Here is a 21,745-nt window from a genome sequence, read left to right on the forward strand (position 1 = left end):
CACCGCTGTGGCTGGTCGCGCAGTTCCTCGCGCCCCCATGGGGCGCGCTCCTACCACCACGTCTCCTGAGGAGTGCACCGTGACCTCGACCAGTCTGCCGGACAGTCTGATCGCCACCCTCCCCGGCTCCTCCTACACGGATCCGGCGATCTTCGCCCAGGAGCAGGAGCGCATATTCGAGACCATGTGGTTCTGCGTGGCGCGCTCCTCCGAGCTCGCGAAGCCCGGCGCCTTCCGGACCGTCGACGTCGGCCGCGAGAGCATCCTGGTCACCCGTGCGCGTGACCACTCCGTCCGCGCCTATTTCAACGTCTGCCGGCATCGCGGCGCCAAGCTGTGCACGGAGGAGACCGGCGAGGTCAAACGCGCCTTCCAATGCCCGTACCACGCCTGGACGTACGACCTGAACGGCAAGCTCGTCGCGGCGCCCAACCTCACCAAGATGCCCGACGTCGGCCGCACCGAGTACGGCCTGGTGAGCGTGGCGGTCCGCGAATGGCTCGGCTACGTATGGGTCTGCCTGGCGGAGAACCCGCCCTCCTTCGAGGAGGACGTCATCGGGGAGGTCATCGGCCGCCTCGGCGACGTCGAGTCGATCGAGCGCTACGACATCGACAACCTCTCGGTGGGCAAGCGGATCGTCTACGACGTCAAGGCGAACTGGAAGCTCATCATCGAGAACTTCATGGAGTGCTACCACTGCGCCACCATCCACCCCGAACTCACCGAGGTGCTCCCCGAGTTCGCGGACGGCTACGCGGCCCAGTACTACGTCGGGCACGGCGCGGAGTTCGGCGAGGAGATCCAGGGGTTCACCGTGGACGGCTCCGAGGGCCTGGACCGCATACCCGGCGTCGCCGAGGACCAGGACCGCCGCTACTACGCGATCACCATCAGGCCGCAGGTCTTCATCAACCTCGTCCCGGACCATGTGATCTTCCACCGGATGTACCCGGTGGCCGCCGACCGCACCATCGTCGAGTGCGACTGGCTCTACCTTCCGCACGTCGTCGAGAGCGGCAAGGACGTCAGCCGGTCCGTGGAGCTGTTCCACCGCGTCAATGTGCAGGACTTCGACGCCTGCGAGCGCACACAGCCCGGGATGAGCTCCCGGCTGTACGCCAAGGGAGGCGTGCTGGTCCCCAGCGAGCACCACATCGGCGCCTTCCACGACTGGGTGAACGAGCGTCTGGGCACCCCTCAGGGGTGACTCAGCCCAGGTAGCCCATCCGGTGGCTGATTTCGTCGGCGCCCTTGATCAGCACCGGAGCCAGCTCGTGCAGACGCTCCTCGGTGAAGCGGTACGAGGGGCCGGAGGCGCTGAGTGCGGCGATGACCTCGCCGTCCCGGTTGCGGATCGGCGCGGCCATGGCGTGCAGGCCGAGCTCCAGCTCCTCCAGGGTCCAGGCGTAGCCGCGCTCCTTCGCCTCGGCGAGGTTCTTCTCGAGCTTCGTCTTCGCGGTGATCGTCTGCGGGGTGGACTTCTTCAGACCGGCCTCGGCGAGCAGCGCGGCCCGCTCCTTGGCCGGCAGGTGGGCCAGCAGGATCTTGCCGCTCGACGTGGCGTGCAGGGGGGTCAGCTCGCCCACCCAGTTGTGCGCGGTGACGGCGCCCGGGCCGCGCACCTCGTAGAGGTTGATCGCGTACTGCTCCTGCATGACCGCGATGTTGACGGTCTCGCCGATCTCCTCGGCGAGCCGCTCGCAGACCGGGCGGCCCTGCTGCGTGATGTCGATGCGTCCCGTGACGGCGCCGGCCAGGCGTACTATGCCGAACCCGAGGCGGTACTTGCCACGCTCGCCCGCCTGCTCCACCAGACCGCGCGCCTCGAGGGCGCCGAGCAGCCGGAAGGCGGTGGACTTGTGAACGTCGATCTCGGCCGCGACCTCACTGACGCCTGCTTCGCCGCGCTGCGCGAGGATCTCCAGGACGCTGATGGCGCGATCCACCGACTGGACTCCGCCGGCCTGTGAATTCGACGATTCTGGGTCAGTGCTGTAGTTGCTCACAGTGAAACTATACGCGTAGTAAACAACACACTTGCAAGTAACGGGACGGAAATCAAGGCTCACTAAGTTGCGTGGTTCGCAACCTGGTGCATATAGCGCTACCGGTACTAGCATGCCTCGCGTATCTACGGCGCGAGCGAGACGAGGCACCATGGCTCCCTTGCAGTACGACTTCGTCATCGTCGGCGGCGGATCGGCCGGCAGCGCACTGGCGAACAGGCTCTCCGCGGACCCGGCGAACCGGGTGCTGGTACTGGAGGCCGGCCGGTCCGACTTCCCGTGGGATGTCTTCATCCAGATGCCCGCGGCGCTGACCTACCCCATCGGCAGCCGGTTCTACGACTGGAAATACGAGTCCGAGCCCGAACCCCACATGGGCGGCCGACGCGTCTACCATGCGCGCGGCAAGGTGCTGGGCGGCTCCAGCAGCATCAACGGCATGATCTTCCAGCGCGGCAACCCCCTGGACTACGAGCGCTGGGCGGCCGACCCGGGCATGGAGACCTGGGACTACGCCCACTGTCTGCCCTACTTCCGGCGGATGGAGAACTGCCTCGCGGCCGACCCGGACGACGAGTTCCGCGGCCACGACGGCCCGCTCGTCCTCGAACGCGGCCCGGCCACGAACCCGCTCTTCGGCGCCTTCCTCAAGGCCACCGAGGAGGCGGGATACGCCCCCACGGACGACGTCAACGGCTACCGGCAGGAAGGTTTCGCCAAGTTCGACCGCAACGTCCACCGCGGACGCCGGCTGTCGGCCTCGAAGGCGTACCTCAAGCCCGTGAAGAAGCGCCCCAACCTGACGGTCAAGACCCGTGCCCTGGTCACCCGTGTCCTCTTCGAGGGCAAGCGCGCCGTCGGCGTCGAGTACCAGCGGGGCAAGGGCGCGCTCCAGCAGGTCCGCGCCAAGGAGGTCATCCTCTGCGGCGGCGCGATCAACTCCCCGCAGCTGCTCCAGCTCTCCGGCGTCGGCAACGCCGAGGAGCTGCGCGCCCTCGGCATCGACGTCGTCCACGACCTCCCGGGCGTCGGCGAGAACATGCAGGACCACCTGGAGGTGTACGTCCAGTACGCCTGCAAGCAGCCGGTCTCCATGCAGCCGTACATGGCGAAGTGGCGCGCCCCCTTCATCGGCCTGCAGTGGCTGTTCCGCAAGGGGCCGGCCGCCACGAACCACTTCGAGGCCGGCGGGTTCGCCCGCAGCAACGAGGACGTCGAGTACCCCAACCTGATGTTCCACTTCCTGCCCATCGCGGTCCGCTACGACGGCTCCTCGCCGGCCGGCGGCCACGGCTACCAGGTCCACGTGGGACCGATGTACTCCGACGCCATCGGCTCGGTGAAGATCAAGAGCAAGGACCCGCGCGAACACCCGGCGCTGCGCTTCAACTACCTCTCCACCGAGCAGGACCGCCGTGAGTGGGTCGAGGCGATCCGGGTGGCCCGCGACCTCCTCAACCAGCCCGCGATGGCCCCCTACAACGACGGGGAGGTCTCGCCCGGCCCGCAGGTCGACTCGGACGAGGAGATCCTCGCCTGGGTCGCCAAGGAGGGCGAGACGGCCCTGCACCCGTCCTGCACCTGCAAGATGGGCCCCTCCGCCGACGAGATGGCCGTCGTCGACCCGACCAGCATGCGGGTGCACGGCGTGGAGGGCCTGCGCGTGGTGGACGCGTCCGTCATGCCCTACGTCACCAACGGCAACATCTACGCGCCGGTGATGATGGTCGCCGAGAAGGCCGCCGACCTGATCCTCGGCAAGGAGCCGCTGCCCGCCTCCAAGGCCGCGTACTACCGCCACCGCGACGCCCAGAAGCAGGCCGGGTAGACCTTGGCCGGCCACGGGCTGAGGGCGCTGCTGGAGAGTGTGCGCTACGAGGTGCTGCCCGCCGGGGCGACCGAGGACAAGGTCCTCGCCCATGTCCCGCGCCACGTCGTCGTCACCGTGACGGCGTCGCCGGTCAAGGGCCTGGAACCGACCCTCGACCTGGCCGGCCGGCTCGCGGCGCACGGCTACCGCGTCGTCCCGCACGTGCCCGCGCGGCTGCTGCGGGACGACGCGCATCTGCAGGACGTCGCGGGCCGGCTCCGCGAGGCGGGCGTGGACGACGTCTTCGTCCCGGCGGGCGACGCGAACCCGCCCGCCGGGGCCTACGACGGGGCGCTGCCGGTGCTGCGCCGGCTGAGCGAGCTGGGCAGGCCCTTCGCGCACGTCGGCGTCACCGGCTATCCCGAGAGCCATCCCCTCATCCACGACGACGTCACGATCCAGGCGATGTGGGACAAGCGCGCGCACGCCACGAACATCGTGAGCAATCTGTGCTTCGACCCTCGGGTGCTGGGGGAGTGGATCGCCCGTATACGACAGCGGGACGTCACCCTGCCCCTGTACGTGGGCGTCGCCGGGCCCGTGCAGCGGGCGAAGCTGTTGTCGATGGCGACGAAGATCGGCGTCGGGGAGTCGACGCGCTTCCTCACGAAGCACGCGTCGTGGTTTCTGCGTTTCGCCACGCCCGGCGGGTATTCGCCGGAGCGGCTGCTGGCGCGTGCCGAGGGGGCCCTCACCGCGCCCTCGGCCGGGGTGGCGGGGCTGCACCTGTTCACGTTCAACCAGATCGCCGAGACGGAGGCGTGGCGGCGGGCCGTGCTGGAGCGGCTGACCGGCTGAGCATGCCGGGGGCTGTGCCCCCAGCCCCCCAGACCCCCCTTCGGCCCCTTTCGGCCCTGAAGGGGCCTGCTCAAAACGCCGGACGGGCTGGATCCACCCGTCCGGCGTTCGTATGCAATGGGGCTCAGCGGAAGACCACCGTGCGGTTGCCCTCCACCATCACGCGGCTCTCGCTGTGCCACTTCACCGCGTGCGCGAGCACCTGGGCCTCGACGTCACGACCGACCGTGACCAGCTCGCCGGGGTCGAGCGAGTGGTCCACCCGGACCACGTCCTGCTCGATGATCTGGCCCTCGTCGAGGTCCGAGGTCACGTAGTGCGCCGTCGCGCCGACGAGCTTGACTCCCCGGTCGTAGGCCTGGTCGTAGGGCTTCGCGCCCTTGAAGCTGGGGAGGAAGGAGTGATGGATGTTGATGGCGTGGCCCTCGAGCTGCTTGCACAGGTCGTCGGAGAGGATCTGCATGTAGCGGGCCAGCACCACCAGGTCGACGTCCAGCTCGCGCACCAGCTCCAGCAGCCGCGCCTCGGCCTCGGCCTTGGTGTCCCTGGTGACCGGGACGTGGTGGAAGGGGACGCCGTAGGTGTCGGCCAGCGCCTCGAAGTCCCGGTGATTGGAGACGATCGCCGGGATCTCGATGTTGAGGGAGCCGGTGCGCTGCCGGAAGAGCAGGTCGTTCAGGCAGTGCCCGAACTTCGACACCATGATGAGCGTCCGGGTCGGGGTGGAGGCGTCCCGGAGGGTCCAGGAGATGCCGTAGGCCTGGGCGACGGGTCCGAATCGGTAACGCAGATTTTCCAGATCGGCGTTTGGATCGGAAACGTCGAAGTGGACCCTCATGAAGAAGCGGCCCTGGAGTCGATCATCGAACTGCTGGCTCTCCAGGATGTTGCCGGAGTTCCTCACGAGAAAGCCACTCACGGCGTGGACCAGCCCGGCGCTGTCGGGGCAGGAGAGGGTGAGGACGAACTCACGGCCAGGTTGCGGTCGAGGGGACATGCAGGCCTCCGCTGGTGCGTATTGCACAACATGGTGAGCGATACGCAACATGGTCGGCTCGGTGCCGTCTGAGGTCAAGGGCGGCAGGGCAAGTGCCCGCAAAGCCGAATCGTCACCGGTGAACCTCTTGACGCCGGTCGGGACATTCGCCAGGGTGTTCCACCACAAGCAATTGATTGCATGATGCGCAACGCATTTTCGGTTCAAGGGCTTTGAAGGGCTAGGCGCGTGGCAGACCTGTATGTAGACGGGAAATGGCGGGAGCCGGTGGCCGGCGGGCGCCGGGAAATTCGATGTCCCGCCGATGGAACGCTCTCGGCCACCGTGTCCGAAGGGACCCGGGCCGACGCCGAGGCCGCGATCGCCGCGGCCCGCCGCGCCTTCGACGAGGGAGTCTGGCCGCGCACCCCCGAGCGGGAGCGGGGCGCGCTGCTGCTGCGCACCGCCGACATCCTCGAGCGCGACGCCAAGGAATTCGCCCGCGCCGAATCGCTGGACACCGGCAAGCGCCTGGTGGAGAGCGAGTACGACATCGCCGATGTCGTCTCCTGCTTCCGCTACTACGGCGGCATCGCGGGCACCGACGCCGGCCGGGTGATCGACACCGGCCGGGACGACGCCGTGAGCCGTGTCGTGTACGAGCCGATCGGCGTGTGCGGCCTCATCACCCCCTGGAACTACCCGCTGCTCCAGGCGTCCTGGAAGGTCGCGCCCGCCCTCCTGGCGGGCAACACGATCGTCCTCAAGCCCAGTGAGCTGACCCCCTCCACCTCGATCCTGCTGATGCGGGCGCTGGAGGAGGCCGGGCTCCCGGCGGGCGCCGCCAACCTGGTCCTGGGCGCCGGGCCCGAGGTGGGCGCACCGCTGTCCGAGGACCCGGCCGTCGACATGGTCTCCTTCACCGGCGGCCTGGAGACCGGCAAACGCATCATGGCCACCGCCGCGGCGGGCGTGAAGAAGGTGGCCCTGGAACTCGGCGGCAAGAACCCCAACGTCGTGTTCGCCGACGCCGACTTCGAGACGGCCGTGGACTTCGCTCTCACGGCCGTCTTCCTGCACTCCGGGCAGGTCTGCTCGGCCGGCGCCCGGCTGATCGTCGAGGACTCGCTGCACGACCGCTTCGTCGACGAGGTCGTCCGCCGGGCACGGCAGATCCGCCTGGGCGGGCCCTTCGACGCCGATGCGGAGACCGGCGCGCTGATCTCCGCGGCGCACCGGGACAAGGTCGAGGCGTATGTGGCCGCCGGGCTCGCCGAGGGCGCCGTACTGCGCTGCGGCGGTGCGCGACCCGACGACCCGGTTCTGGCAGACGGCCACTACTACCCGCCGACCGTCCTCGACGAGTGCCGCCAGGACATGCGCGTGGTCCACGAGGAGTCCTTCGGGCCCGTGCTCACCGTGGAGCGCTTCGCCGACGAGGACGACGCCGTACGCATCGCCAACGACACCGAGTACGGACTCGCCGGAGCCGTCTGGACGCAGGACGCGGGCAAGGCCCAGCGGGTCGCCGGGAGGCTGCGCCACGGCACGGTGTGGATCAACGACTACCACCCCTATGTGCCGCAAGCGGAATGGGGTGGCTTCGGGCACTCGGGCGTGGGCCGGGAGCTGGGACCGACCGGCCTGGCCGAGTACCGAGAGCCCAAACACATCTGGCAGAACATCCAACCCCGGCCGCAGCGCTGGTTCCGCGGCTGAACGCCGAAAAGAGGTCGATCGTGACCCCAGTACAGACCGAGGTGCCGCAGCGGCGCGGCACACCCCAGGACTCGGACGGCACGCCGGTCATCTCCGTGCGCGGCCTGTGGAAGGTGTTCGGGCCGAAGGCCGACCGGGTGCCGGAATCGGAGGAGCTGTGCGGGCTCACCCGACGTGAGCTCATGGACCGTACGGGATGCACTGCCGCCGTACGGGACGTGCACTTCGACGTGTCGCCCGGCGAGGTGTTCGTCGTCATGGGTCTGTCCGGGTCCGGGAAGTCGACCCTTGTGCGATGTCTCACCCGGCTGATCGAACCCACCGCCGGGGAGATCGTCTTCGAGGGCGAGAACATCCGGGACGCGGACGACAAGCGGCTGCGCGAGCTGCGGCGGCAGAAGTTCTCCATGGTCTTCCAGCACTTCGGGCTGCTGCCCCACCGCCGCGTCGTCGACAACGTCGGCTTCGGGCTCGAGATACGTGGCATGGGCCGGGCCGAGCGCATGAAGCGGGCGCTTGAGGTCGTTGAGCTGGTCGGTCTCTCCGGATACGAGAACTCCTACCCCGACCAGCTCTCCGGTGGCATGCAGCAACGCGTCGGTCTGGCACGGGCGTTGGCGGGCGACCCGGACGTCCTCTTCTTCGACGAGCCGTTCTCGGCCCTCGACCCGCTGATCCGGCGGGACATGCAGAACGAGGTCATCCGACTGCACCACGAGGTCGGCAAGACCATGGTCTTCATCACCCACGATCTGTCCGAAGCCCTCAAGCTGGGCGACCGCATCCTCATCATGCGCGACGGCAAGATGGTCCAGTGCGGGACCGGCGACGAGCTGGTGGGCGCCCCGGCCGACGACTACGTACGCGAGTTCGTCAAGGACGTGCCGCGTGCCGATGTCCTCACCCTGCGCTGGATCATGCGCCCGCCGGCCGACGGTGACGCCCTCGACGGGCCCGAACTCGGGCCGGACGTCGTCGTACGGGAGGCCACCCGGGCCGTGCTCGCCGCCGAGAAGCCGGTCAAGGTCGTCGAGAACGGCAAGCTGCTCGGCATCGTCGGCGACGAGGAGATCCTCGCCGTGGTCGCCGGAGGCGGGGATCTCCCGGTCCAGAAGGGCGGCGACGCGCGATGACCGTCGCCGTGGAGAAACCCCCGACGCCCGAGCCGCCCGGGCCCGAGGACGCCGTGCCCGAGGCCGCGCCCGTCGCCGCCGTACGGCAGGTCAGCCGGCGCATGGTGGTCGGCGCGATCCTCGTCGTCTGGCTGGTGCTGTTCGCCGTACTGCGCGGCACGAACACCCTGACGCTCGCGGCGGCCGACCTCACCGGGCTGCACCGGTGGCTGAACGACGTCAACGACTCGATCGGCGCCAACCGCAACTCCAACCCGCTCTTCCTCTACTTCTTCAACGAGATCCGCCTGGTCATCGACAACCTGGTGACCTTCGTCCAGCATCTGATCTCCCAGCCCTCCGACTCCCGTCCGCTGCCGCAGATCGGGTGGCTCGGGGTCGTCGGGATCGCCGGGTTCGTGTCCTGGGCGGTCGGAAACTGGCGGGTGGCGCTGCTGACCGTCGCCGGGTTCACCTTCTTCGGGCTCCAGGGCCTGTGGCAGGAGAGCATGGACACCCTGGCGCTGGTCCTGTGCGCGGTGTTCGTGGCGCTGCTGTTCGCGATCCCGCTGGGCGTGTGGGCGGGGCTGTCCGACCGGGTCAACCGGATCATGACGCCGTTCCTCGACTTCATGCAGACGATGCCCACCATGGTCTACCTCGCCCCGCTGACCCTGTTCTTCCTCATCGGCGGCGCGTCCGCGACCATCGCCACCGTCATCTACGCGGCCCCGCCGACGATCCGTATCACCGCGCACGCCATCCGGACCGTGCCGGAGACCACCGTCGAGGCGGCCGACTCGCTGGGCGCGACCCGCTGGCAGTCGCTGCTGAAGGTCCTGCTGCCGATGTCCAAGCGGACCGTCGTCATGGGCGTCAACCAGACCATCATGGCCGCCCTCGCCATGGTGACCATCGCCGCCCTGATCGACGCGCCCGGCCTCGGCAAGACCGTCATGCAGGCACTCCAGTCGCTCGACGTGGGTACGGCCTTCAACGCGGGCCTCGCCATCGTCGTCATGGCCATCGTCCTCGACCGGGTCACGACCGCGGCGAGCGTACGGGAGGAGGCGGCCCGGCGTTCGGCGGGCCCGCTCCTCGCCCGGCGACGCCAGCTGGTGGTCGCGGGGGCGGCGGTCGCCGCGATCCTCGTCTACCTCTCGCACACCTACGTGTGGGCGGCGGAGTTCCCCGGCGAGGGCGGTGTCGGCAGCTCCGTCGCGAGCGCCGCCGACACCGCGAGCACCTGGGTGCAGGACAACCTGTCCGGTCTCACCAACGCCTTCCGCGACGCCCTCACCAACGGCCTGCTCAACCCGTTCCAGTCGCTGCTCACCGACTCGCCCTGGTGGCTCGTCGGCGCGGTCCTGATCGGGCTCGGCGTGGTGTTCGGCGGCTGGCGGGCGGGGGTGACCACGGCGGTGTGCGTCGGGCTGCTCCTGGCGACCGGTGTGTGGTCGGACAGCATGACGACCCTGGCGTCCACGCTCGTGGCCACGGTCATGACGATGCTGCTGGCCGTGGTCGTGGGGGTGTGGATGGGGCGCAGTCCGCTCGCGGACCGGCTCATCCGGCCCACCCTCGACGCGGCACAGGTCATGCCGCCGTTCGTCTATCTCGTGCCGTTCCTCGCATTGTTCGGTGCGACGCGCTTCACGGCGATCGTCGCCGCGGTCGTCTACGCGGCTCCCGTAGCGATAAAGATCATCGCGGACGGGGTGCGCAACGTGCCCGCGACCACCGTGGAGGCGGCCACCTCCGCCGGGTGCAACACCTGGCAGATCATCACCAAGGTTCAGCTGCCGATGGCACGCAGCGCCCTGACTCTCGCGACCAACCAGGGCCTGATCTATGTGCTGTCGATGGTTGTGGTGGGCGGCCTGGTAGGCGCAGGCGCCCTCGGCTACGACGTCGTGGCCGGCTTCTCGCAGGGGCAGCTGTACGGGAAGGGGCTCGCCGCTGGGCTGGCCATCGTCCTTCTCGGAGTCATGTTCGACCGGATCACTCAGGCAGCGGCGCGGCGTACCAGCGCGTAAGGAGCTACGGACCATGGCAAGGCAAGCAAAACAGTGGAGAGTCGGCGCGGCCGGCATGGCCGTTCTGGGGCTCACCCTGACCGCCTGCGGCGGTGCGAAGGTCGGGGACAGCAGCTCCTCGGGATCCGACAGCTCGGGCAGCTCCGCCAAGTGCGGCACCTTCAACCTCGCGGTCAACCCGTGGGTGGGCTACGAGGCGGACGCGGCGGTCGTCGCGTACGTCGCGGAGAACGACCTCGGCTGCAAGGTCACCAAGAAGGACCTGAAGGAGGAGATCGCCTGGCAGGGCTTCGGGACGGGCGAGGTGGACGCCGTCCTGGAGAACTGGGGCCACGACGATCTGAAGAAGAAGTACGTCGAGGGGCAGAAGACGGCCCTTGAGGCCGGCTCGACCGGCAACAAGGGCATCATCGGCTGGTACGTGCCGCCGTGGCTGGCGAAGGCCTACCCCGACATCACCGACTGGAAGAACCTCAACAAGTACGCGGCGAAGTTCAAGACCTCGGAGTCGGGCGGCAAGGGTCAGCTGCTCGACGGTGACCCGTCGTACGTCACCAACGACGAAGCCCTGGTGAAGAACCTGAAGCTGGACTTCAAGGTGGTGTACGCGGGCAGCGAGACCGCGCTCATCCAGGCCTACCGGAAGGCCGAGAAGAACAAGGAATGGGTGATCGGCTACTTCTACGAGCCGCAGTGGTTCCTCTCCGAGGTGCCTTTGGTGAAGGTGAACCTGCCCGCGTACACGGCCGGCTGCGACGCCGACGCCGAGAAGATCGCGTGCGACTACCCCGAGTACGACCTGGACAAGATCGTCAGCGCGAAGTTCGCCAAGTCGGGCAGCCCGGCCTATGACCTGGTGAAGAACTTCAACTGGACGAACGACGACCAGAACGTCGTGGCGAAGTACATCGCCGTGGACAAGATGACGCCCGAGGCGGCGGCGAAGAAGTGGGTCGACGCCAACCGCGCCAAGGTGGACGCCTGGATCAAGTAGGCCGGTCGCGGATGCCCGGTGGGCGGTGTGCCTCGTGCGCACCGCCCACCGGGCATCGCTGTTTTCCGGGGCGTTTTTCGAGGCCGTCCTCCTGCGTCACGGGCCCTCTTGACACCCACCTGCACGACAGGCACATTGAGTTGCGCAACCTGAATCACGTTGCGTAGAGAGCAACTGAACCGGAGGTGCGGCGATGGCGGGACCCCGAGTGGTCATCATCGGAGCGGGCGTCGTTGGAGCGGCACTCGCGGACGAGATCTCCGCGCGAGGCTGGACCGATGTGACCGTGGTCGACCAGGGCCCGCTGCCGGCCACCGGGGGCTCCAGCTCGCACGCCCCGGGTCTGGTCTTCCAGACGAACTCCTCCAAGACCATGACCGAGCTGGCCCGCTACACCGTCGAGAAGTTCTGCTCCCTCGACGTCGACGGCAAGCCCTGCTTCCTCCAGGTCGGCGGCCTCGAAGTGGCGACCACCCCCGAGCGCCTGACCGAGCTCCAGCGCCGCCACGGCTGGATCACCGCCTGGGGCATCGAAGCCCGTCTGCTGACCGCCGACGAATGCGTCGAGCAGCACCCGCTGGTCAACCCGGACCGGGTCCTCGGCGGCCTCCTGGTGCCCACCGACGGCCTCGCCAAGGCGGTCCTCGCCGTCGAGGCGCAGATCCGCCGGGCCACCGAGCGCGGCGTGCGCTTCCTGGCCCGCCACGAGGTCCTCGACGTGACCCGGGCCGACGGCGAGGTGACCGGCGTCCGCACCGACCAGGGCGAGATCCCCGCCGACATCGTCGTGTGCTGCGCCGGCATCTGGGGCCAGAAGATCGCCCGCATGGTCGGCATGAACCTGCCGCTCACCCCGCTCGCCCACCAGCTCGCCTGGACCGGCCCGGTACCGGCGCTCGCCGGACAGCCGGAAGAAGCGGTGCGTCCGATCCTGCGCCACCAGGACGCCGACCTCTACTACCGCGACCGCTTCGACGCCATCGGCATCGGCTACTACGGCCACCGCCCGATGCCCGTCTCCGTCGACGACATCCTCTCCGTGGACGAGGCCGAGGCGATGCCGTCGGTCCTGAAGTTCACCGAGGAGGACTTCGAGGACGCCTGGACCGAGACGCGGTCCCTGCTCCCCGCGACGCAGGAGGCCAAGGTCGAGGAGGGCATCAACGGCCTGTTCTCCTTCACCACGGACAACTTCCCGCTGCTCGGCGAGTCCCCGGACGTCAAGGGCTTCTGGGTCGCCGAGGCCGTCTGGGTCACCCACTCCGCGGGCGTCGGACGGGCCATGGCCGAATGGCTGGTCGACGGCCACTGCTCCTCCTTCGACCTGCACGAATGCGACGTCAACCGCTTCGAGCCGCACCAGCTGTCCCCGGAGTACGTCCTGGCCCGCGACTGCCGGAACTTCGAGGAGGTCTACGACATCCTCCACCCGCTCCAGCCGTCCGGTGACCCGCGCCCGATCCGCACCAGCCCCTTCCACGCCCGCCAGCAGGAGCTGGGCGCCTTCTTCCTGGAGGCGAACGGCTGGGAGCGCCCGCAGTGGTACGAGGCCAACGCGGGGCTGGTCGAGGGCCGCAACATCCCGACCCCCAACGACTGGGCGGCGCAGTACTGGTCGCCCATCGTCGGCGCCGAGGCGCAGGCCACCCGCGAGACCGTCGCGATGTACGACATGACCGCCCTCAAGCGGATCGAGGTCGCCGGCCCCGGCGCAGGCGCCCTGCTGGACCGGCTGTGCACCGGCAAGATCACCAAGTCCGTCGGCTCGGTGACGTACACCCTCCTCCTGGACCACGACGGCGGCATCCGCAGCGACGTCACCATCGCCAGGCTGGCCCCCGACCTCTTCCAGGTCGGCGCCAACGGCAACCTCGACCTCGACTGGTTCACCCGCCATCTCCCCGCCGACGGCACGGTCCAGGTCCGTGACATCACCCCCGGCACCTGCTGCATCGGCCTGTGGGGCCCGCTCGCCCGCAAGGTCCTCCAGCCCCTGACGGACGAGGACTTCTCGAACGACGGCCTCAAGTATTTCCGCGCCAAGCGCGCCTACATCGGCTCGGTCCCCGTCACCGCGATGCGGCTGTCCTACGTCGGCGAGCTCGGCTGGGAGCTGTACACCACCGCCGACCAGGGCCTGAAACTGTGGGACACCCTGTGGCAGGCGGCGCAGCCCCTCGGCGGCGTCATCGCCGGCCGCGGCGCCTTCAACAGCCTCCGCCTGGAGAAGGGCTACCGCTCCTTCGGCACCGACATGACCTACGAGCACGACCCCTACGAGGCCGGCGTCGGCTTCGCCGTCAAGGCCGACAAGGACGACTTCATCGGCAAGGCCGCGCTGGAGCGCCGCAAGACGGACGTACGGCGCAGGCTGACCTGCCTCACCATCGACGACCCGCGGTCGGTCGTCATGGGCAAGGAGCCGGTGTACGACGGCGACCGGGCGGTCGGCTACGTCACCAGTGCCGCCTACGGCTACACCATCGGCAAGGGGATCGCCTATGCGTGGCTCCCGGCCGAACTGGCCACGCCCGGGACGACCCTGCACATCGGCTACTTCGACCAGCGCGTGGCGGCGGTCGTGGCCGAGGAGCCGTTGTTCGATCCGACGATGTCCCGTCTCCGTGGCTGAGTTCCCCACGCCCCGCACCGCTCAGGCCCGTTGGAAGGAGTACGGTCGGTGACCGCACAAGTGCTTGACGGCAAGGCGACCGCTGCCGCGATTCGCCGCGAACTCGCCGATCGTGTGGCCAAGTTGACGGCCGACGGCGCTCGCCCGCCGGGCCTCGGCACGGTGCTGGTCGGCGACGACCCGGGCAGCCGCGCCTACGTCGCCGGCAAACACCGCGACTGCGCCCAGGCAGGCATCGCCTCCATCCGCCGGGACCTGCCCGCCGACGCCACCCAGCAGCAGGTCGAGGACGTCGTCGACGAACTCAACGCCGACCCCGCCTGCACCGGATACATCGTCCAGCTCCCGCTTCCGCGCCACCTGGACGCGGGCGCCGTGCTGGAGCGCATGGACCCGGCCAAGGACGCCGACGGTCTGCACCCCGTCAGCCTCGGCCGGCTCGTCCTGGGCGTCGAGGCCCCGCTGCCGTGCACACCGCGCGGCATCGTCGAACTGCTCCGCCGCCACGACGTCCCGCTCGCCGGCGCGCGGGTGTGCGTGATCGGCCGGGGCATCACGGTCGGACGGCCGATCGGACTCCTGCTCACCCGCCGCTCCGAGAACGCCACCGTGACCCTGTGCCACACCGGCACCAAGGGCCTGGCCTGGCATGTACGCGAGGCGGACATCGTCATCGCCGCCGCCGGCTCGGCCGGGCTGATCACCAAGGACATGCTGCGCCCCGGCGCGGCGGTCCTGGACGTCGGCATCACCCGCGACGACCAGGGCGGCCTGGTCGGCGATGTGCACCCGGACGCCGCCCAGGTCGCCGGATGGATCGCGCCGATGCCCGGAGGAGTGGGACCCATGACGCGGGCCATGCTGCTCGCCAACGTCGTCGAGGCCGCCGAGAGGAACGCGAACACCGTATGAACCTGTCCCTCGTGAAGGACGGAGACGTCCGATGAGCCCCCGCACCCCCGGTGCCGAGCTCCCCGAGCACCCCGACTGGCTGTGGCGCACGCCCGAGCCGAAGCGCAGCTACGACGTCATCGTCGTGGGCGGCGGCGGCCACGGCCTGGCCACCGCCCACTACCTCGCCAAGAACCACGGCATCACCAACGTCGCGGTGCTGGAGAAGGGCTGGCTCGCGGGCGGCAACATGGCCCGCAACACCACGATCATCCGCTCCAACTACCTGTGGGACGAGAGCGCCGGCATCTACGAGCACTCGCTCAAGCTGTGGGAGGGACTGGCGGAGGAGCTCGACTACCCGATCCTCTTCTCCCAGCGCGGCGTGCTCAACCTGGCCCACAGCCTCCAGGACGTCCGCGACAGCGTGCGCCGCGTGGAGGCGAACCGCCTCAACGGCGTCGACGCGGAATGGCTGGACGCCGAGCAGGTCAAAGAGGTCTGCCCGATCGTCAACATCTCACCCGACGTGCGCTACCCGGTCCTGGGCGGCACCTACCAGCCCCGCGCCGGCATCGCCAAGCACGACCACGTGGCGTGGGGCCTGGCCCGCTCCGCGGACGCCGCCGGCATCGACATCATCCAGAACTGCGAGGTCACCGGCCTCGACATCGTCGGCGGGCGGGTGGTCGGTGTGCAGACCACCCTGGGCCCCATCGCGGCGGGCAAGGTCGCGCTCTGCTCGGCCGGTCACACCTCGGTCCTCGCCGCCATGGCCGGCATCGAACTCCCGCTGCAGAGCCACCCCTTGCAGGCCCTGGTCTCCGAGCTGCTGGAGCCCGTGCACCCGACGGTCGTCATGTCCAACGCCGTCCATGTGTACGTCAGCCAGGCGCACAAGGGCGAGCTGGTGATGGGCGCGGGCATCGACTCGTACAACTCGTACACCCAGCGAGGCGCCTTCCACATCATCGAGGAACAGATGTCGGCGGCCCTGGAGCTGTTCCCGGTCTTCGCGCGCGCCCATGTGCTGCGCACCTGGGGCGGCATCGTCGACGTCAGCCCCGACGCCTCGCCCATCGTCGGCCTCTCGCCGGTCGACAACCTCTACCTCAACTGCGGCTGGGGCACGGGCGGGTTCAAGGCCACCCCGGGCGTCGGCTGGGTCTACGCCCACACCATCGCCCACGACACGCCTCACCACCTCAACGCCCCCTTCTCGCTCGACCGTTTCACCACCGGCGCGCTCGTCGACGAGCACGGCGCGGCCGCGGTGGCCCACTAGTCCACCAGGGAGTCGAACCATGCTGCTCATCCCTTGCCCCTGGTGCGGGCCCCGCGACGAGGCCGAGTTCCACTACGGCGGCCAGGCGCACGTGCCCTATCCGCAGGACCCGGCGTCCCTCACCGACGAGGAGTGGGCCCGGTACCTGTTCTTCCGCGACAACCCGAAGGGCCCGTTCGCCGAACGCTGGACCCACGCGGCGGGCTGCCGCCGCTGGTTCAACGCGGTACGGGACACGTCGACGAACGAGATCCTGACGGTGTATCGGGCGGGGGAGGAACGTCCGGCGACTGTGGCGCCTCAGCCGGTCACTTCCCAGCCGCGTCCGGCATCACCAGCCCGTCCGGCGATTGAGGACGAGGCACCTTCAGGGCCGATCGGCGGCCTGCGGGCGGAGCCTCCCGCACGGCTCGACAGCCAACCGAACCGCCTGGCCACGGGTGGCCGAGTCGACCGAGACACCCCCCTCACCTTCACCTTCGACGGCACCGAATACCAGGGCTACAAGGGCGACACTCTCGCCTCCGCCCTCCTCGCCAACGGCGTCATCCAGGCCGGCACCAGCATCAAGCTCGGCCGCCCGCGAGGCATCTTCTCGGCCGGCGTCGAAGAGCCCAACGCGGTCGTCCAGATCGAGGCCCCCTTCCCCGAGCCCATGCTCCCCGCGACCACGGTCGAGCTGTACGACGGCCTGGTCGCGAGCAGCCTCCCCGGTCAGGGCCGCCTCGCCACCGAACCCGACCCCGCCCGCTACGACGCCGTCCACACCCACTGCGACCTGCTGATCGTCGGCGCGGGCCCGGCCGGCCTCGCGGCCGCCGCGGCCGCCGTGAGGAGCGGCGCCCGCGTCATCCTCACCGACGACCAGCCGGAGCCCGGCGGCAGCCTCCTGGGCACGGGCGAACACCTCGACTGGGTGGGGCAGATCACCGGGCAGCTCGACGCGGCCCCCGAGGTACGGGTCCTGCGCCGCACGACCGTGTTCGGCTACTACGACGACAACCACCTCCTCGCCGTCGAACGCCGTACCAACCACCTCGGCGCGGCCGCCCCCGAGAACGTCTCCCGCGAACGCGTCTGGCGCATCCGCGCCCGACGGGTGGTCCTCGCCACCGGCGCCCACGAACGCTCACTCGCCTTCGCGGACAACGACCGCCCCGGAGTGATGCTGGCCGCCTCGGCCCGCACCTACGTCAACCGCCACGGCGTCCTGCCCGGCCGTCGTGCGGTCGTCTTCACCACCAACGACAGCGCCTACGCGGCCGCGCTCGACCTCGACGCGGCAGGCCTGGACGTCACGGCGATCGTCGACACCCGCGCCGAAGCCGGCGCGTGGGCGGAGCGCGCCCGGCAGGCCGGCATCGAGGTGCTGACCGGGCACGCCGTCACCGGCACGCAGGGCGAGTCGCGCCTCACCGCCGTGACCGTCGCCCCGTTCGGGGAGTCCACCGGGCAGCGGGAGTTCGCCGCCGACCTGCTGCTGGTCTCCGGCGGCTGGAACCCGGTGGCGCACCTGTTCAGCCAGGCTGGCGGCAAGCTGCGCCACGACGAGACACTGGGCTCCTTCGTGCCCGACACCTGCCGTCAGGCGGTCGAGGTCGCGGGCGGCGCGAACGGCGTCCTCGATCTGCCCACCGTCCTCGCCCAGGGCGCCGCCGCCGGCGCACGCGCCGTCGAGGCCGAGGGCTACCCGGCCGCCGCGCCCCGTCTCCCCGCCACGGAAGCCCAGCCGCAGGCGACGGCGCCCCTGCACGTGTACGTCGTCCCCGGCACCCCGGGCGCGCCCCGCTTCGTCGACCTCCAACGGGACGTCGTCGTCGACGACCTGGTCCGGGCGACCGGCGCCGGGATGCGCTCCGTCGAGCACACCAAGCGGTACACCACGGCCGGCACCGCCAACGACCAGGGCAAGACCTCCGGCGTCCTGGCCAGCGGCGTCGTCGCCGAACTGCTCGGCGTGGACGTCTCGGCGCTCGGCACGACCACCTTCCGCCCGCCCTACACGCCGGTCTCCTTCGCGACGCTCGCCGGCCGGGACCGCGGCGTGCTGCACGACCCGATCCGCACGACCGCCGTCCACGAGTGGCATGTCGCGCACGGCGCGCTCTTCGAGAACGTCGGCCAGTGGAAGCGGCCCTGGTACTACCCGCGAGGCGGCGAGGACATGGAGACCGCCGTGCTGCGCGAGTGCGCCGCAGCCCGCGAGAGCGTCGCCTTCATGGACGCCTCCACCCTCGGCAAGATCGACGTCCAGGGCCCCGACGCCGCCGTCTTCCTCGACCTGCTCTACACCAACATGATGAGCACCCTGAAGGTCGGCATGATCCGCTACGGCGTCATGAGCCGCCTGGACGGCATGATCTTCGACGACGGCACGGTCATCCGCGTCGCCCAGGACCGCTTCCTGGTCACCACGACCACGGGCAACGCGGCGGCCGTGCTGGACTGGATGGAGGAGTGGCTGCAGACCGAGTGGCCCGAACTGCGCGTCCACTGCACCTCCGTGACCGAGCAGTGGGCCACCGTGGCGCTGGTCGGTCCGAAGTCCCGCGCGGTCCTCGGCGCGCTCGCGCCCGAACTGGCCGTCGACAACGACGACTTCCCGTTCATGGCCTGGCGGGAGACGACCGTCGCCGGCATCGACGCGCGCGTCTGCCGGATCAGTTTCTCCGGCGAACTCGCCTACGAGATCAATGTGTCGCCGTGGGAGGCCCTCGCCCTGTGGGAGGCGCTGTACGAGGCGGGCGTCCCGTACGGCATCACCCCGTACGGGACGGAGACCATGCACGTCCTGCGCGCCGAGAAGGGCTACCCGATCATCGGCCAGGACACGGACGGCACGGTGACTCCGCAGGATCTCGGCATGGGTTGGGCGGTCTCGAAGAAGAAGCCCGACTTCATCGGCAAGCGCTCCTACGCCCGCGCCGACGCCGTCCGCCCCGATCGCAAGCACCTGGTCGGCCTGCTCCCCGAGGATCCGAGCACCTTCCTCCCCGAGGGCACCCACCTGGTCGCCGACAGCGTGCTGCCCGCGCCGCCCGTCCCGATGCTCGGCCATGTCACCTCCAGCTACCGCAGCGCCGCCCTCGGCCGGACCTTCGCGCTCGCCCTGATCAAGGGCGGCCGGGACCGCATCGGCGAGCGGCTGTACGCCCCCGTGGGCGACCGGCTGGTTCCGGTGACGGTCGCAAGCCCCGTCCTCTACGACCCCGAGGGAGCCCGCCGCGATGGCTGACACCGCACTCACCGCCCCGCCCCGCAGCCCCCTGTCGCACGCCGCGGGCCGCCTGGCCGCCGCCACCCGCACCTCCGGGGGCGCGATCCGGCTGGCCGAACTCCCCTTCCTGGCCCAGCTCAACGTGCGTCTCGACGCCAAGGGACCGGCGGCGGACGCCGTCGGCCTCGCACTGGACCTCCAACTGCCCCTCGAACCCAACACCGTCGTCCACGCGGGGGAGTCGGCCGTGCTGTGGCTCGGCCCGGACGAATGGCTGCTGCTGGGCCGGCCGGGGACCCAACGGGACCTGGAGAGCCGGATCCGGGAGGCCGCCGGGGACGAACCGGTGTCCGTCACCGACGTCTCCGCCCAGCGCACCACCCTGCTCGTCACCGGCCCCCGCGCCCGCGACCTGCTGGCCCACGGCTGCCCGTTGGACCTGCACCCGCGCGCCTTCGGAGCCGGCCGCTGCGCCCAGACGACGCTGGGCCGCACCCAGGTCGTCCTGGTCGCCCGGGACGAGCCCAGGGCCGGATTCTGGGTACTGGTCCGTTCGTCCTTCGCCGGCTATCTGACGGACTGGCTGCTCGACGCGGCGACGGAATACGTCTGACACCTCGACGAGGTCGGCTGTGGGAGCCCCCCGAGGGTTCCCACAGCCGACCTCATGGCCTTCCTGTCAGCATTCGATGATGTTGACGGCGAGCCCGCCGCGGGCCGTCTCCTTGTACTTGACGCTCATGTCGGCGCCGGTCTCCTTCATGGTCTTGATGACCTTGTCCAGGGAGACCATGTGGTTCCCGTCGCCGCGCAGGGCCATACGGGCCGCGGTGATCGCCTTGACGGCGGCCATGCCGTTGCGTTCGATGCAGGGGATCTGGACGAGGCCGCCGACGGGGTCGCAGGTGAGGCCGAGGTTGTGTTCCATGCCGATCTCGGCGGCGTTCTCGACCTGTCCGGGGGAGCCGCCGAGGACTTCGGCGAGGGCGCCGGCGGCCATGGAGCAGGCGGAGCCGACCTCGCCCTGGCAGCCGACCTCGGCGCCGGAGATGGAGGCGTTCTCCTTGAAGAGCATGCCGATGGCGCCGGCGGCGAGCAGGAAGCGGACGACTCCGTCCTCGTCGGCGCCGGGCACGAAGTTCATGTAGTAGTGCAGGACCGCCGGGATGATGCCGGCCGCGCCGTTCGTGGGGGCGGTGACCACACGCCCGCCGGCCGCGTTCTCCTCGTTCACCGCCATCGCGTAGAGAGTCGCCCACTCCATCGCGTGGATCCCCGGATCGCCGGCGGCGCGCAGCGCCCGCGCGGAGACCGCGGCCCGGCGCCGGACCTTCAGCCCGCCCGGCAGGATCCCCTCCAGGGACAGGCCGGCGGCCACGCAGGTCTGCATCACCCGCCAGATCTCCAGCAGCCCGGCCCGGATCTCCGCCTCGGTGCGCCAGGCGCACTCGTTCTCCAGCATCAGCGAGGAGATCGACAGGCCGGTCTCCTTCGTCAGGCGCAGCAACTCGTCGCCCGTGCGGAAGGGATGCCGCAGGACCGTGTCGTCGAGCTTGATGCGATCCGCCCCCGCCGCCTCCTCGTCCACGACGAACCCGCCGCCGACCGAGTAGTACGTCTTCGACAGCAGCTCCGCCCCCGAGGCGTCGTACGCCCGGATCGTCATGCCGTTGGCGTGGTACGGGAGGGCCTTGCGGCGGTGCAGGACCAGGTCGCCGTCGACGTCGAAGGAGATCTCCTGGGCGTCGCCGATCTCGACGCCCAGCAGCCGCAGCCGCCCGGTCGCCCTGATCCGCTCGACATCGTGCCCGGCCCGGACGATGTCGACGGTGTGCGGCTCGTTGCCCTCCAGCCCGAGCAGGACGGCCTTCGGCGTCCCGTGCCCGTGGCCGGTCGCGCCCAGCGAGCCGTACAGCTCGGTGCGGACCGTGGCGGTCTGGGCGAGCACGCCGTCCTCCTTGAGCCGGACGACGAACCTGCGGGCGGCCCGCATCGGGCCCACCGTGTGGGAGCTCGACGGGCCGATGCCGATCGAGAAGAGATCGAAGACGGAGATGGCCATGAACGAGCTCCTACAGCGGGAGGACTACGACGACAGACCGGGGTAGAGGGGGTGCTTGTCGGCGAGGGCGGTGACCCGGGCCTTGAGCGCCGCCGCGTCGGCCTCCGCGAACGGGGACGGCGCCTTCAGCGTCTGGGCGATGAC

At 70.0% G+C, this 21,745-nt stretch carries 15 protein-coding genes; 12 read left to right on the top strand and 3 right to left on the bottom strand.

Features of this window, described 5'->3' with window-relative positions; translation table 11 throughout:
* The first annotated feature begins 79 nt into the window (after positions 1–79).
* Positions 80–1,210: an aromatic ring-hydroxylating dioxygenase subunit alpha gene (locus tag ABZ725_RS15815; protein ID WP_358803240.1), complete on the top strand. Its 1,131-nt coding sequence runs from the start codon at positions 80–82 to the stop codon at positions 1,208–1,210.
* 1 nt (position 1,211) lies between these two features.
* Here the strand turns inward: ABZ725_RS15815 and ABZ725_RS15820 are convergent, their stop codons facing one another.
* Positions 1,212–2,009, bottom strand: coding sequence for an IclR family transcriptional regulator (locus ABZ725_RS15820; protein ID WP_358803241.1), 798 nt, complete (start codon positions 2,007–2,009; stop codon positions 1,212–1,214).
* 151 nt (positions 2,010–2,160) lie between these two features.
* Here ABZ725_RS15820 and betA point away from each other — a divergent pair, with 151 nt between their 5' ends.
* Both betA and ABZ725_RS15830 read left to right on the top strand, forming a co-directional pair.
* The gene (betA, locus tag ABZ725_RS15825; RefSeq protein ID WP_351916954.1) at positions 2,161–3,837 is read left to right on the top strand and encodes a choline dehydrogenase; all 1,677 of its coding nucleotides are present in this window, start codon (positions 2,161–2,163) and stop codon (positions 3,835–3,837) included.
* 3 nt (positions 3,838–3,840) lie between these two features.
* Positions 3,841–4,677 (top strand): 5,10-methylenetetrahydrofolate reductase, encoded by an 837-nt coding sequence (locus ABZ725_RS15830; protein WP_358803242.1) that lies wholly within the window; start codon positions 3,841–3,843, stop codon positions 4,675–4,677.
* Between the two features lie 124 nt (positions 4,678–4,801).
* Here the strand turns inward: ABZ725_RS15830 and purU are convergent, their stop codons facing one another.
* A complete protein-coding gene (purU, locus tag ABZ725_RS15835) occupies positions 4,802–5,674 on the bottom strand; it encodes a formyltetrahydrofolate deformylase (RefSeq protein ID WP_351920375.1) in 873 nt (290 codons plus the stop codon).
* Between the two features lie 228 nt (positions 5,675–5,902).
* Between purU and ABZ725_RS15840 the strand changes: the two genes are divergently transcribed.
* The 9 genes from ABZ725_RS15840 to ABZ725_RS15880 all read left to right on the top strand — a co-directional run bounded on the left by ABZ725_RS15840 (position 5,903) and on the right by ABZ725_RS15880 (position 20,152).
* Positions 5,903–7,372 (top strand): aldehyde dehydrogenase family protein, encoded by a 1,470-nt coding sequence (locus ABZ725_RS15840; protein WP_358803243.1) that lies wholly within the window; start codon positions 5,903–5,905, stop codon positions 7,370–7,372.
* 20 nt (positions 7,373–7,392) lie between these two features.
* Positions 7,393–8,505, top strand: a complete 1,113-nt coding sequence (locus ABZ725_RS15845) for a glycine betaine/L-proline ABC transporter ATP-binding protein (RefSeq protein ID WP_358803244.1) — start codon at positions 7,393–7,395, stop codon at positions 8,503–8,505.
* Positions 8,502–10,520, top strand: coding sequence for an ABC transporter permease subunit (locus tag ABZ725_RS15850; RefSeq protein ID WP_358803245.1), 2,019 nt, complete (start codon positions 8,502–8,504; stop codon positions 10,518–10,520). The genes ABZ725_RS15845 and ABZ725_RS15850 overlap by 4 nt, the downstream gene beginning before the upstream one ends.
* Positions 10,521–10,533: 13 nt before the next feature.
* Positions 10,534–11,514, top strand: a complete 981-nt coding sequence (locus ABZ725_RS15855) for an ABC transporter substrate-binding protein (protein ID WP_351920382.1) — start codon at positions 10,534–10,536, stop codon at positions 11,512–11,514.
* A gap of 193 nt (positions 11,515–11,707) precedes the next feature.
* On the top strand, positions 11,708–14,146 hold the full coding sequence (locus tag ABZ725_RS15860) for an FAD-dependent oxidoreductase (RefSeq protein ID WP_358803246.1): 2,439 nt from the start codon (positions 11,708–11,710) through the stop codon (positions 14,144–14,146).
* Positions 14,147–14,194: 48 nt separating this feature from the next.
* Positions 14,195–15,058, top strand: a complete 864-nt coding sequence (locus ABZ725_RS15865) for a bifunctional methylenetetrahydrofolate dehydrogenase/methenyltetrahydrofolate cyclohydrolase (RefSeq protein ID WP_351920387.1) — start codon at positions 14,195–14,197, stop codon at positions 15,056–15,058.
* 31 nt (positions 15,059–15,089) lie between these two features.
* Entirely contained in the window at positions 15,090–16,322 is a 1,233-nt protein-coding gene (locus tag ABZ725_RS15870; protein WP_358803247.1) for a sarcosine oxidase subunit beta family protein, read from the top strand.
* A 19-nt stretch (positions 16,323–16,341) separates the two neighbouring features.
* Positions 16,342–19,557, top strand: coding sequence for a sarcosine oxidase subunit delta family protein (locus tag ABZ725_RS15875; protein ID WP_358803248.1), 3,216 nt, complete (start codon positions 16,342–16,344; stop codon positions 19,555–19,557).
* The gene (locus ABZ725_RS15880) at positions 19,550–20,152 is read left to right on the top strand and encodes a sarcosine oxidase subunit gamma family protein (protein ID WP_358803249.1); all 603 of its coding nucleotides are present in this window, start codon (positions 19,550–19,552) and stop codon (positions 20,150–20,152) included. The genes ABZ725_RS15875 and ABZ725_RS15880 overlap by 8 nt, the downstream gene beginning before the upstream one ends.
* A gap of 66 nt (positions 20,153–20,218) precedes the next feature.
* On the opposite strand, the gene ABZ725_RS15885 is transcribed toward ABZ725_RS15880, so the two are convergent.
* The gene (locus ABZ725_RS15885; RefSeq protein ID WP_358803250.1) at positions 20,219–21,601 is read right to left on the bottom strand and encodes an L-serine ammonia-lyase; all 1,383 of its coding nucleotides are present in this window, start codon (positions 21,599–21,601) and stop codon (positions 20,219–20,221) included.
* Positions 21,602–21,745 lie beyond the last annotated feature (144 nt).

The organism is Streptomyces sp. NPDC006872 (assembly GCF_040635845.1).
Taxonomy (GTDB): domain Bacteria; phylum Actinomycetota; class Actinomycetes; order Streptomycetales; family Streptomycetaceae; genus Streptomyces.